This is a genomic window from Quyinboa sediminis (assembly GCF_042219855.1).
In the GTDB taxonomy this organism is placed as follows: Bacteria; Bacteroidota; Bacteroidia; order Bacteroidales; family UBA5342; genus JBHJHP01.
Genome location: NZ_JBHJHP010000002.1, coordinates 449416 through 462465 on the forward strand (window position 1 = coordinate 449416; position 13050 = coordinate 462465).

The window sequence follows — 13050 nt, forward strand, 5'->3', positions numbered from 1 at the left end:
TTCATCGGGGTGTGATTTTAAGCATCATTTCGCGAATAATAAAATAAAGCCAAATACAACACGTGAAGAAGGAAGAATTTATTAACCTGATAGACAGCAACAGGAATCTGATCTATAAAATTTGTCACTCATATTGCCCGGATCCCGGCAAAAGACAGGATCTGGAGCAGGAAATTCTTATACAGTTATGGAATTCATATCCTAAATTTGACGGTCGGGTAAAAATTTCAACCTGGTTTTACAAAGTAGCTCTTAATACCGCCATATCATTTTACAGAACCGACTACCGTATAAATAAAAATCTCATCTATCTTGATAAAACAGTGATATCAGAAGTTGCCGAAAATAATACACCAAAAGATGATCAGTATGAATTGCTTTACACTTTTATAAGCAGGTTAACTGAATTTGACAAGGCACTTATACTTCTGTATCTGGATGATCTTTCCTACAATGATATAGCTGAAATTATGGGAATTTCCGAATCCAATGTGGGAACAAAACTGAACAGAATCAGGCATAAATTAAAAACTCAATTAAAAAATCTTTAATCAGCTAAGTATGGATCTGGAAGATTTAAAACTAAAATGGAACGATCAGGAGAAAAAACTGGATAAAGTGCTTCGGTTCAATCGTGAGCTGTTTTTGCAACTGAACCTGGAAAAATCTGGAAAGAATATAAGAAAGCCTCTGATTACTGAGATAATCAGCCTTGTCATCATGATAGGCACAATCGTTTTAATTACGATTCTTTCTCTAAATCAGTTTAAATCGCCCCAATTCAGCATCACAGGCTTCGTTGCTGTTACTTTGTCAACAGTGTATCTTTTTTTCTCTGTAAGAAGATACCGGATGCTTGCCGGAATCAACTTTTACAACTCTGATATTATTTCGCTTCAAAAAGAATTAACCATATTAAATTCGTTCATTCTCAGAGCCCGTAAAACAGAACTGGCGCTCTTACCTTTTTTTACCATCGCATTAATGCCGGTTGTATTTATTGAATTGGCAGGAATTGATCTGTACAGGAATTTAGTGATGTTTGGCATTGAAATCGTCATAATTCTTACAGTTGGTTACCTTGTGGGTGCCTGGATCAACCGAAAAGTATACGATGAAAAAATTCATAAAGCGGCCGAACTTCTTAAAGAAATCAGAAGCTATGAAGCAGAATAGAATCTAAACCTGTTCTACCGATAATTCAAGTTTTCGAACGGTATTTTTCAGATAACGGAAGGATAATACGCCGACTAAAACATTCGCAAGAAAACCTGCCCAGAAAACACCGGTTATGCCCAGTATTTTCGATCCCAGCCAGGCCAGCGGTACGTACAACACAACCATCCGGACTACTGAGAAGATGGCTGATGGATATGGTTTGTTGATCCCGTTAAAACTGGATGCACTCAACATCAGCAATCCCTGAAATCCATAGCTTGCACCAACAATATAAAAATATTTGCGCGTAACCTCAATTACCAGGGTGTCATTAGTGAAAACACCTGCAATATATTTACCCAGAAAGACGAAAATCACAAATACCAGAATTCCCCATGACATGGAAAATTTCATGGAATAAGTGAGTGACTGAAAAATCCGGGCAAACTTGTGTTTGCTCACATTCTGTCCGATAAAAATAATCAGTACCGATCCCAGGGAAACGATGACCATCAGCGCAAACATTTCAACGCGTGATGCCACGCCAAATGCAGCTACAGCTTCTTTGCCAAACCCGGCAATAATCTTGGTGATGAAGCCAATGGATATAGGGGTTATCAGCATGCCGATTGCAGCCGGTCCAGCTATGTACAATACGTTTCGCCAGGTTTTCAGTATTTCTCTGATCTTTCCGAATTTAAGCGTCAGGAGTTTTTCTCTGCGGATCAGAACAAATAAAATAAATATCAGTCCAATACTCCTTCCTATTACCGTTGCCAGGGCAGCACCCTTAATACCCAAAGCCGGAACCGGCCCCCAGCCAAAAATCAGAATCGGATCCAGAATAACATTGGCAACTGCCGATGTGAGCATCAGCATGCCGGGTAAAAATGTGTCACCTGTAGCTCTTACGATGTTGTTTCCAATCATCGGTATCACCACAAACGGAACTCCAAAATACCACACTCCCATGTAATCTATAACATACCCCAGAATATCCTCACCAGCTCCCAGTGATCTGAAAACAGGCCGCATGGTGTTCAATCCTACAGTCACGAAAATTGCGACTACAATTACACCCAGCAATATGGAACGGCTTGCCATCAGCTTTACATTCTCCCGGCTCTCAGTGATAAAATTTCTGGATACCAGAGAACTTGTGCCTATTCCTATTCCCTGCGACAGACTGTTGATAAACATCACAATGGGAAAGCTGAAACTCATGGCAGCCAATTGTTTTACGCCGAGTTTCCCCACAAAATAGGTATCCACGAGATTAAATATAACCATGCCCATCATGCCAAACAGCATGGGCCAGGTTAGGGTATATAGCTGCTTTTTTATATTACCTTCAGTAAGGTTTTTACTTCGTTTCTTCATTTCTGCTTAACTCCTCCATCGCCTTTTCTGCATTAAGAATCAACTTCCCAATCAGGGTAAAAACCATCTCTGTCTCCTCTTCGGTGAACCCTTCAAGTAATAGTTTACTCCATTCCGAAAACCGCTCATACAGTTCAGGAAGCAAGGCTTTGGTTTTTTCTGTGATAAAAATATTTCGTCCCCGTGAATCATTCTCATCCGGTTTACGGATAATGTATCCGTTTTTTTCCAGGATATTCAGTTGTGAGGTAACAGATGATTTATCAAGGTTAAAATAATGTCCAAGTTCATATTGGCTTAACCCGTCGTTCCTGCTGATAAAATGAAGTGTTAACACCTGGGCATGCCCGATGGAATAATCCCGGAATCGATGCTTCAGGTAACGGTGAGCCGATCGGGATAAAAACCCGATGTTTTTACCTATTGATTTTCTGTTCTGCTCTTGTTTTGATCCAATCATGCTGCAAAATTACATTTTAGTTTGAATTCAAACTAATTTAAAAACATAAAAACAACAGCATTTGTTTATGTGCTGAAAACAAATCCTGCAGTAAATTGAAATGCATATACTTAAACTTAACTGTCTACATATTGTTACATAACTAATCTGTTAACCTGCATTTTATTCTCTTTCTCTCCGGAATTTTGCATTCTCTCCGAACTGATCAAGGTTTACTATTATCACCATAATAAATTTGATCATATGCTGACATTTCCCGTTTCAAAACAGAAAAGTATTCGAATTCCGGCATTATCAGAGAGTGCTGTTCTCCGGTATTTATCATTTGCATCATTATATTTTGCCCAGGGAATTCCTAATGGCCTTCTTTGGTTTGCCTTGCCGGCCTGGCTGGCTATGAATGGTAAAAGTGCGCTCGAAATCGGAAGTTTTATAGCCGTTATAGGACTGCCCTGGAGTTTTAAAATAATTGCAGCACCGCTTATGGATCGTTTTACATTTTTACCAATGGGCCGCAGAAAACCATGGCTGCTTTTTGGCCAGTTTGGATTGGCCCTAAGTTTTCTGGGAATGTCTTTGGTCAGCGATCCATTAACAAATCTGAATCCTTTAATGATCATGGGTTTTTTAAGCAGTTTGTTCAGCATCTTTCAGGACATCGCCGTGGACGGACTGGCAATAGACATTTTGCCGGCGAAGCAACAGGCAAGAGCAAATGGCTTAATGTGGGGTTCCAAAATTCTTGGATCTTCTGCAACGGTTGCTACAACCAGTCTGCTTTTCAACCATTTCGGCTACACAGGTACGATGGTTTTATTTGCTGCTGTAGTTATTCTAATTATGCTGATTCCATTGTGCTTAAAAGAACGGCCGGGAGAGAAGCTGTTACCATGGAGTAAAGGTGAAAGTGCACCGGAATCTTTAAATATTCAGTTGCACAGCTGGAAAAAGATTTTTAAAAGCCTCTTCGGGGTATTCTTTTTACCCGTGAGCCTTTTCATGGGTATGGCTGCATTCTGCTTTTCCACAGGAAGGGGATTGATTGATGCCATACTACCTGTTTTTACCGTGCAGGAACTTGGCTGGACTGACACCATGTATTCCCAGACTTTCGCTTTCGCAACACTTATATCAGGCATTCTGGGAATGTTTGTAGGGGGTGCACTCATTGATTTCTTTGGCAAAATACGGATGTCTGTCATTTATATTCTTAGTATAACAGCCATAATCTTACTTATGTCATTTGGACATTCATGGTGGAAAGAAAGAAGTTTTGTGACCGGATTTTTTATTGCCTTTTATACACTCGATGCCTTTTTGACCATTACAGTTTTTGCCATTGCCATGCATCTTTGCTGGAAGCGCATATCAGCAACACAGTTCACTCTTTATATGGCCGTCTCAAATCTTGGCCTTACCTGCGGCGCCTGGCTGATGGGTCAACTACGAAATCAGTTTGAATGGCAATATGTTATCCTGGCTTACCTTGTTTTCATCATTTTTATGCTCTTTATGATGAAATTTATCAACTTTGAAAAACACAAACTTCAGGTTCAGAAGCTTGAAAATGCAGAAATAAATAATGGAAACTGAATCCGAAACAATAAAGGCTGATAATGGTAACGTTAATACTTTTTATTTAAAATTTACATATTTACATACTTGTTAAACAACTCTATGCATCATAGTGTTATTAGATATAAGTGTTTCAATGTACTCTCATACTAATTGTTGAATCACAGGTTTTACCTCATACATTAAAATTCTCCGGCTCAAATACGACCACTCTATTCGCATAATGCATCGTATCATTCAATGTTATTTGATGATTATGTCCCTTGGGTTCAGTGCACTTATATTAATTAATCCCTTTATTTTTCTGATTAATCAGGAACCGGAAAAGTTAAGCTTATCCGGGTTGCATTGCAATTCAGCTGCTTCTGAATTTGCAGTTTAGTAAAGCTGCATTTTATACGATTTGGATACTTACATAAGGATGATTTAAACCCATTCCATTTACGGTTAACTAATTCATATTCTATGTCCGAAAAAGTCATTGTTTTAGGTGGTGGTGTAGCTGGTATGAGCGCCGCACACGAACTGATCGAAAGGGGGTTCGAAGTTGAAGTGTATGAAAAACATCGCATATATCCGGGAGGAAAAGCCAGAAGTATAAATGTTCCGGGAACCAACAAACCCAATCCTGAGCTTTATCTGCCGGGAGAACATGGATTCAGGTTCTTTCCTGGGTTTTATAAGCACGTCACCGATACCATGAAACGGATTCCGTTTAAAAACAACAGTGCCGGTGTATATGATAATCTTTCTGATGTAACCCGCGTTGGCCTGTTAAGATCGGGCAAGGCTCCCATAATGGCAACGGTAAACTTCCCGAGATCTTTATCCGACCTGAAAGCGCTGATTCACAGCATGCATGCCAATACCGGACTAACATCGGAAGAGAAAACGTTTTTTGCACATAAAGTCTGGCAGCTTATGACCTCGTGTTACGATCGCAGGCTGAATGAATACGAAAAACTGGGATGGTGGGATTTTCTGGAAGCCGACAGGTTTTCGAAAACCTATCAGGCCTTACTGGTTCAGGGTTTAACGCGTACACTGGTTGCTGCCAATGCCAAAAAAGCCAGTACCAAAACGGGCGGCGATATTTTTCTGCAGCTCTTGTTTAACATGTCCAATCCGGGAGTAAATACCGACCGCGTTTTAAACGGTCCAACGAACGATGTATGGATCAACCCATGGCTGGATTACCTTAAATCGAAAGGTGTGACCTATAATTTCAACTGGTCAGCTGTTGCACTGGATATGAAAGATGGTAAGATCAGTGGTGCCTGGGTGGAAACCTATAAAAAAGGGGTGCCGCAGAAAAAACTGGTGACGGGCGACTACTATATTTTAGCCACACCTGTTGAAGTTGCATCGGGGCTTTTATCGCCTGAGATGCTTAAGGCTGATCCAACACTTGAGGGCGTTCAGAAGCTGGCACCGAGTGTCGCCTGGATGAACGGGATGCAGTTTTATCTATCGGAAGAGATTGACATTGTACATGGTCACTGTATTTACTCCGATTCGCCATGGGCAATCACATCCATATCGCAGCTACAGTTCTGGAATGATTTTGACATGACAGACCGGTATGACGGAAAGGTGAAAACGATTTTGTCCATTGACATCTCGGATTGGGAAACAGACGGAATTTTAGAGTTCGATATCACAGATCCGAAAACCGGAAAGACAAAAAAAGGGAAAAAACCGGCCAGAGATTGTACCTATACAGAAATTATGAAAGATGTGTGGGCTCAACTGAAGCAAAGTCTGAACGTAGATGGGAAAGAGGTGCTGAAGGACGATCAGATTCTGCATTGGTACATTGATCACGATATCACAGTTGAACATCACAAGGATGACACCAACAAAGAACCATTGTTGGTGAATACCATCAATTCGTGGGATTTACGACCCGAGGCCTACACCCGCATTCCGAACTTCTTCCTGGCATCAGATTATGTACGAACATTCACAGACCTGGCAACGATGGAAGGAGCCAATGAAGCTGCACGCCGGGCCGTAAATGCCATTTTGGAAGCCACAGATTCAACAGCTGAACTGTGTAAGGTCTGGAACCTGCATGAACCGGATATTTTATCTCACCTCAGGAACAGGGATCAAAAAAGATATAACCAGGGACTGCCCTACCAGTTTCATTTACCGTTCTGGGCAAAGCTCATGGAAAAGATCATTATGTTTTTCAAAAATCTGTTCAGCAAAAAATAGCTGGTGAAAATTAAAATTAGAAATCATGGCACAGCCGATTATAAATCTTGAAGATTACACCGTTTTGCAACACATCCTTTTCGCACTGGGATGTTTGCTATGGGTTTTTACATATATCGTTGTACTGAAAGTCATCAAAAAAAGTGGATTCATTGAGATTCCTCTGATCGCTGTTACGGCAAATTTTGCATGGGAGTTTCTCTGGAGCTTTGTTTTCATGACGAATATGGGCCTGTTGTATGTCTGGGGCTACCGCATCTGGTTCTTTCTGGATTGTTTTATTGTATTTAACCTGTTCAGGTATGGATTCAAACAAATTGAGCTCCCAGCCTTACGCAAAAGAGCAGTCCTGATCATTGCATCAGGAATTGCATCCTGGTTTCTGATCCTGTTTTTCTACATTAAAAACTACGATCACCCTATCAGTCACAATGGAGCTTATTCAGGCTATATACTTAATGTAATGATGAGTGCCATGTATATTCCATTGCTGCTTCGCCTGTCTCGCACCCAACCGTTTAACGTCTGGGCAGCGTGGTTTAAAGGGGTTGGGACCCTGCTTATTTCGGCCTTCTGCTTTTTAAGGTACAGCGATGGATTTTTATTAAGCATGTGTGCCGTTACAACAGTTCTGGATGCAACATACATATATCTGATTATGAAACGTGTAAACCTGAATACAGCAAACGAAAACGAAGCAGTGATCTGATAAACAATGGTTATTATGAACTACAAAACCAGACTTGCAAACATATTCGCCTATTCCCACCTGGAGGAGGAAGAGATACAACGACGAAGCATATTGATTTTACTTGTCGGATTAACCTCTTTTTTTGGCCTGGTGTATTCATTTATTTATGTATTTCTGGGCGTTAGCAAAGCCATGACAGCTATTATGTTTTACATTGGCTTTTCCATTGTAAATCTGCTTGTATATTATGTGACGAAAAAATATAACTTTTTCAGAAGTGCACAACTGATCGGCATCCTGTTGTTTCCAACCCTGACCCATATATTAAATGGTGGTTTTGACCAAAGCAGTGTAGTAGTACTGGCAGCGATGCTAAGCCCGCTTGGCGCTTTGATGTTTCATACCCCCAAAACAGCCAGGTTATTCTTTTTCTTCTTTCTTGCAGTTGTTCTTATTTCCACTCTGGTTGATATTTTCTATCCCTTACAAAGAATAGAAATACCCAATCAGATTCGTATGGTATTCTATTTTTTCAATATCGCCATTATCACCTCCATCAGCTTTTTCCTTCTGCTGAAATTCGTAACAGATAATGAACGGTTTAAATCTATGCTGAAAATTAAAAACAGTGAATTAACGAATGAAAAAATTAAAGTTGAAAAAGCGCTTAATGATCTGCAGCTGACCCAAAAACAATTAATTCATAACGAAAAAATGGCCTCGTTGGGTGAGCTCACCGCAGGCATTGCACATGAGATTCAGAATCCACTCAACTTCGTCAATAATTTTTCGGAAGTAAGCCATGAATTAATTGATGAACTGAAACAAGAAATGGAAAAGGGAAACCAGAAAGCCATAAATGAAATACTGGAAGATATCACCGGGAACCTTGAAAAAATATCGCATCATGGAAAGCGGGCAGAAGGCATTGTAAAAAGTATGCTGCAGCATAGTCGTGGCAGCACAGGACAGAAAAAACGGACTGACCTGAATGCCCTGGCAGATGAATGCCTGCGTTTGTCCTATCACGGTTTAAGGGCAAAAGACAAATCGTTTAATGCGGATTATAAATTAGAAGCAGATCGTACAATTCCGGAACTAAATGTTGTTCCGCAGGATATTGGAAGAGTTTTACTGAACATAATAAATAACGCTTTCTATGCCTGTGCTGAGCGAAGTAGAAGTGCCGTGTCCGACGTAGCTTCAGCGAAGGTGGACGATAGTTACAAACCTTCTGTAATCGTGAGCACAAAGAAAAATAAAGACAAAATCGAAATATGTGTAACCGACAATGGGAATGGAATTCCAGAGTCCGTAAAGGAAAAAATCTTCCAGCCATTTTTTACGACAAAGCCTACCGGTCATGGAACCGGATTAGGCTTGAGCCTGAGCTATGACATTATAACAAAAGGACACAATGGTTCGATTACATGTAACAGTAAACAGGATGAAGGAACAGAATTTATTGTTTCTCTGCCATTGGATAACACAAAAAATTAAACAAATGAAAAAGAGCAGTACTTATTTTTATATCGGAAGCCTGGTGTTGATATTGATCCCAACCGCTTGTTTAAAAAACAAAACCGTTCCCTTTCCTGAAAATGCTTCAGGTTTTTCTGCTCCGGTTACCACCCCTTTTGCCTACCCGGAACGAACACCTATTGAATGGCAGGATGTTGACAGAGATACAACACCGGTGGAAAAAATTTACCCCTTCGATTTACAAAAACTGCCATCAAAACCATTTACGGTAAACACCTTTAAAGACGAAAAAGAACCGCTTAAAACCATACCTCTCACATGGGATAAACTAGCCCTTTATCCGTTTAATATGGATACCATAAAAAAAGATACGTTTAAAACCAAAACTTTCCTTCTGCCAAAACCGGTAATTACTAAATCAAGCCTGCCAACGCAATATCCCCGTTCAACATCGGGGATAATTCAGATGGGACTTGAAGAAGGCTTGCCGGGAAACTACATCAGTGAAACAGCAATGGACAGTTCCGGCAACATATGGATTTCCACTGAAAGAGGACTGGCCTGTTATAAAGGGAATTTTTTTGAAACCTATCACTTCCTGCCTACACTGTCCAACGGCAATCCTGATTTCATCATTGACATGAAAGCAGACCCTGAAAATAATCTCTGGTTAATAACATCAGCCGGTAGCATGTATAAACTAATTCCATCTTTAGGCGTGGTTCAGCTTATTGAACTGGATGTCCCCTTTGCAAGACTTGATTTTGAATCCAACGGAAAGCTATGGTTTACAGCTTTTGATGGACAGGCTGGTATACTTGATATGAAACAAAAAACCATTCAACGCTTTACGTTTCCTGAATCAGGTAAAGAAAATAATTTTTACATCGGGATCTTAAAAGACCGGAATAACAATATCTGGATTGGAACCAGTGAAGAGATTTACATAATCAATAAAAATCTTACTGCTTATCGTATTTTAAACCATGAAAACGGATTGGAAAGCGCTCCGGTATTTGATTTTTATGAAACAAAATCAGGCGATATATGGATTAATTCATTTGCCAAAGGTGCTTATTCAGTAACGGCAGACAGAAAGAATATCCGGATCCTGAGCGATCAGCAGGGCTTTTATGATGCCAGTGCCCTGGATGTTGTGGAGGACCAAACCGGGAAAATATGGGTGATCGCTAATGATACCGTCTATGTTCATAATCCTGAAAAAAAACAACTAAAAAAGATCCCTACTGGCGTTTTAATGTTTACGAGCAGAATTCCGTGTAGTGCTCTGACAGACATGGATGGAAATTTGTGGATTGGAACACCTCAAAACAAGATGCTGATTATTGATCCTGAAGGTGGCTTGCCGGAACATCTGAATATGAACAACGGACTTGCCAGTAATGATGTCTGGGGTATCTTGGAGGATAATGACGGCCTGATGTGGCTTGGAACCTATAACGGGATAAATATTTATGATCCCGAAAGGAATACAATTAAACTGATCACCACAAACAATGGCATGGCACACAACAGGAGATACCAGTTATGTCTGTTGAAAGACGGAAGAATACTGGCAGCTGGAGGCAATGGGTTTGCAATATTTGATAAGAAAAACAAGCGCATGACAGAGTACAGCATGCCACTATTCATCTCTGCAGTCTTCCAGCAACAGGACGGTTCATTATGGTTAGGGTCAAATCTGGGAATCTATGTGTTCAATCCACAAAAAAAATCGATTAAAAAAATGACCCGTTACAAGGATAAACCTATGGACCGCGTATGGGGCTTTCTGGAACACAAAAACGGGAAGCTCTGGGTTGGCACAATATCCGGTATTTATGTAATTGATCCGGCTGAAGACCGCATCGCGAAATTTGAAAAAGATGATGGAGCAATGCTTGAGTATAATACAGCCATGTTGAGGACTGCTTCAGATAAGCTGTGGATTGGCGGTTTGGGACTTAAACTTATCGATACCGATAAAAAAACAGTTACAAGTTTTACGGGTCACCAGGGGCTCTATCCTGAAACCATGTATGATCTGGCGGAATCAAACCGGAAAATTTATATCGGATCACAGGATGGAATGGTCGTTGTGGGACCACCGGAAACATTTGACAGCACCGGAATATGGCATTTCTACAATTATGGTAAACGTGATGGATTCCCTTTCAACGACTACAATCAAATGGTTGCCACAACCACAAAATCAGGACAGATATGGTGGGGTGTTTCTCCGCAAATGACTGTTATAACCCAGGAACCCACCATCGACAGAAACAAACCTTCTGTACATATATCCGGAATCAGTATTATGGATCAGAAGCCTGATTTCTATGACCTTGTAAATAAGGATAAAGTATTCCGTCATATTGATACTTTATGGAATATCCATTCGACTGCTTATTATTTAAAAAACAGCGAGTTTTCGGATTCGGGTTATTATGCAGAAAATAACATAAAATGGGATAGCATATCACCGGACTTTCATCTTCCGGTTGGATTGAAACTTCCGTATAATCAGAATTCATTAAGTTTTTCTTTCACCAATCCGGAGATAAGAGGCAGGGATAAGATAATCTACCGGTATATTCTTGAAGGAGCAGACAAAGACTGGTCCAGAACAACCAATGAGCCTGTTTCACGTAATTATTACAATCTCAGATTCGGCGATTATGTCTTTAAAGTAGCAACACGGGGATTTAATGGTGTATGGAGTGAGCCTGCCGTATACAGATTCACCATCCTTCCGCCATGGTGGTTTACATGGCCGGCATATGGTCTTTATCTCCTCTTGTTCATTGGTCTTATCATCATAATCGACAGAGTTCAGAGACGCCGCTTACTTAAGAAAGAAAGAGAAAGGTCGCGCGAAAAAGAGCTGGCTCAGGCAAAAGAAATTGAAAAAGCCTATAATGAGCTCAAGGCAACGCAGGACCAGCTGGTACAGTCTGAAAAAATGGCTTCGCTTGGAGAACTCACTGCCGGTATCGCACATGAGATTCAGAATCCCCTGAACTTTGTCAATAATTTTTCAGAGGTAAACAAAGAACTCATTGCTGAAATGAAGGAAGAGATTGACAATAAAAATTTTGATGAAGTTAAATTACTGGCTAAAGACATTGAAGACAACGAAGGAAAAATTATTTCACATGGTAAACGGGCTGATGCCATCGTTAAAAATATGCTGCTGCACAGCCGTGGTAACAGCGGACAGAAAGAACTCACAGACATCAATGCTCTGGCCGACGAGTACCTCCGTCTCTCCTATCATGGATTACGGGCCAAAGACAAATCCTTTAATGCTGATTTCAGGTTGGATTCTGATCCTGATATGCCTGAAATAAAAATCGTTCCGCAGGATATTGGCAGGGTCCTGATAAATCTGATTAACAATGCATTTTTTGCGGTTACCGATAAAAAGAAAATGCGTCCGGAAGCTTATAAGCCAATGGTCATAGTTAGCACGAAATATACCGGTAACAGGGCTGAAATCATGGTGAAGGATAATGGAAATGGTATTCCTGAAAGAGTCATTGAAAAAATTTTCCAGCCCTTTTTTACCACCAAACCTGCCGGCCAGGGTACCGGTCTTGGGCTAAGCATGAGTTATGATATCATAACAAAAGGGCATAAAGGAGAGATCAAAGTAAATTCAAAAGAAGGTGAAGGAACAGAGTTTATAATCATAATACCTGTATTAAAATGAGAAAGATATTAGTAGTAGACGATGAAAAGGATATTCAACCCTTGTTTCAGCAAAGGTTCAGAAAGGAGATCAGATCAGGTGAGATTGAATTTGTCTTTGCCTATTCGGGTGAAGAAGCACTTCAGCAAATAGAACATTACAGGCACGAAGCCATATTAATTCTTTCGGATATCAATATGCCTGGTATGAGCGGTCTGGAGTTGCTGGCAAAAATTAAGCAAAAAATGCATGAACCACCACCAACAGTCATGATGATTACGGCGTACGGTGATGATGAAAACTACAGGAAAGCTATGGAGCTTGGTGCAGATGACTTCCTGACCAAGCCGGTTGATTTTGGTTCATTGAAGGAAAAAATTAAAACATTGTAGT

10 protein-coding genes are annotated in these 13050 nt (G+C 40.4%); 8 read left to right on the forward strand and 2 right to left on the reverse strand.

Going from position 1 to position 13050, the window contains the following annotated elements; all coding sequences use genetic code 11:
* The first annotated feature begins 62 nt into the window (after positions 1 to 62).
* Positions 63 to 551: an RNA polymerase sigma factor gene (locus ACE1EF_RS07050; protein ID WP_375719928.1), complete on the forward strand. Its 489-nt coding sequence runs from the start codon at positions 63 to 65 to the stop codon at positions 549 to 551.
* Between the two features lie 10 nt (positions 552 to 561).
* Positions 562 to 1176, forward strand: coding sequence for a hypothetical protein (locus ACE1EF_RS07055; RefSeq protein WP_375719929.1), 615 nt, complete (start codon positions 562 to 564; stop codon positions 1174 to 1176).
* A gap of 3 nt (positions 1177 to 1179) precedes the next feature.
* Here the strand turns inward: ACE1EF_RS07055 and ACE1EF_RS07060 are convergent, their stop codons facing one another.
* Together ACE1EF_RS07060 and ACE1EF_RS07065 are read right to left on the reverse strand one after the other, a co-directional pair.
* On the reverse strand, positions 1180 to 2538 hold the full coding sequence (locus ACE1EF_RS07060; RefSeq protein ID WP_375719930.1) for an MATE family efflux transporter: 1359 nt from the start codon (positions 2536 to 2538) through the stop codon (positions 1180 to 1182).
* Positions 2522 to 2998 (reverse strand): MarR family winged helix-turn-helix transcriptional regulator, encoded by a 477-nt coding sequence (locus tag ACE1EF_RS07065; RefSeq protein ID WP_375719931.1) that lies wholly within the window; start codon positions 2996 to 2998, stop codon positions 2522 to 2524. The genes ACE1EF_RS07060 and ACE1EF_RS07065 overlap by 17 nt, the downstream gene beginning before the upstream one ends.
* Before the next feature lie 243 nt (positions 2999 to 3241).
* Here ACE1EF_RS07065 and ACE1EF_RS07070 point away from each other — a divergent pair, with 243 nt between their 5' ends.
* The 6 genes from ACE1EF_RS07070 (at position 3242) to ACE1EF_RS07095 (ending at position 13049) form a co-directional block, all read left to right on the forward strand.
* Complete coding sequence (locus tag ACE1EF_RS07070; RefSeq protein ID WP_375719932.1) at positions 3242 to 4591, forward strand: MFS transporter; 1350 nt, start codon at positions 3242 to 3244, stop codon at positions 4589 to 4591.
* A gap of 447 nt (positions 4592 to 5038) precedes the next feature.
* Positions 5039 to 6793 (forward strand): hydroxysqualene dehydroxylase, encoded by a 1755-nt coding sequence (locus ACE1EF_RS07075; protein ID WP_375719933.1) that lies wholly within the window; start codon positions 5039 to 5041, stop codon positions 6791 to 6793.
* A gap of 25 nt (positions 6794 to 6818) precedes the next feature.
* Positions 6819 to 7502, forward strand: coding sequence for a transmembrane-type terpene cyclase (locus ACE1EF_RS07080; protein WP_375719934.1), 684 nt, complete (start codon positions 6819 to 6821; stop codon positions 7500 to 7502).
* A gap of 15 nt (positions 7503 to 7517) precedes the next feature.
* Positions 7518 to 8984: a sensor histidine kinase gene (locus tag ACE1EF_RS07085; RefSeq protein ID WP_375719935.1), complete on the forward strand. Its 1467-nt coding sequence runs from the start codon at positions 7518 to 7520 to the stop codon at positions 8982 to 8984.
* 4 nt (positions 8985 to 8988) lie between these two features.
* On the forward strand, positions 8989 to 12678 hold the full coding sequence (locus tag ACE1EF_RS07090; protein WP_375719936.1) for a sensor histidine kinase: 3690 nt from the start codon (positions 8989 to 8991) through the stop codon (positions 12676 to 12678).
* Positions 12675 to 13049, forward strand: coding sequence for a response regulator (locus tag ACE1EF_RS07095; RefSeq protein WP_375719937.1), 375 nt, complete (start codon positions 12675 to 12677; stop codon positions 13047 to 13049). The genes ACE1EF_RS07090 and ACE1EF_RS07095 overlap by 4 nt, the downstream gene beginning before the upstream one ends.
* The last annotated feature ends 1 nt before the right edge of the window (position 13050 follow it).

What these genes read in the sequence shown, in the direction of transcription:
- ACE1EF_RS07075 (WP_375719933.1), top strand. Translation starts at nt 5,039, where the DNA reads ATGTCCGAAAAAGTCATTGTTTTAGGTGGTGGTGTAGCTGGTATGAGC.
- ACE1EF_RS07055 (WP_375719929.1), top strand. Translation starts at nt 562, where the DNA reads ATGGATCTGGAAGATTTAAAACTAAAATGGAACGATCAGGAGAAAAAA.
- ACE1EF_RS07065 (WP_375719931.1), bottom strand. Translation starts at nt 2,998, where the DNA reads ATGATTGGATCAAAACAAGAGCAGAACAGAAAATCAATAGGTAAAAAC.
- ACE1EF_RS07080 (WP_375719934.1), top strand. Translation starts at nt 6,819, where the DNA reads ATGGCACAGCCGATTATAAATCTTGAAGATTACACCGTTTTGCAACAC.
- ACE1EF_RS07085 (WP_375719935.1), top strand. Translation starts at nt 7,518, where the DNA reads ATGAACTACAAAACCAGACTTGCAAACATATTCGCCTATTCCCACCTG.
- ACE1EF_RS07095 (WP_375719937.1), top strand. Translation starts at nt 12,675, where the DNA reads ATGAGAAAGATATTAGTAGTAGACGATGAAAAGGATATTCAACCCTTG.
- ACE1EF_RS07060 (WP_375719930.1), bottom strand. Translation starts at nt 2,538, where the DNA reads ATGAAGAAACGAAGTAAAAACCTTACTGAAGGTAATATAAAAAAGCAG.
- ACE1EF_RS07070 (WP_375719932.1), top strand. Translation starts at nt 3,242, where the DNA reads ATGCTGACATTTCCCGTTTCAAAACAGAAAAGTATTCGAATTCCGGCA.
- ACE1EF_RS07090 (WP_375719936.1), top strand. Translation starts at nt 8,989, where the DNA reads ATGAAAAAGAGCAGTACTTATTTTTATATCGGAAGCCTGGTGTTGATA.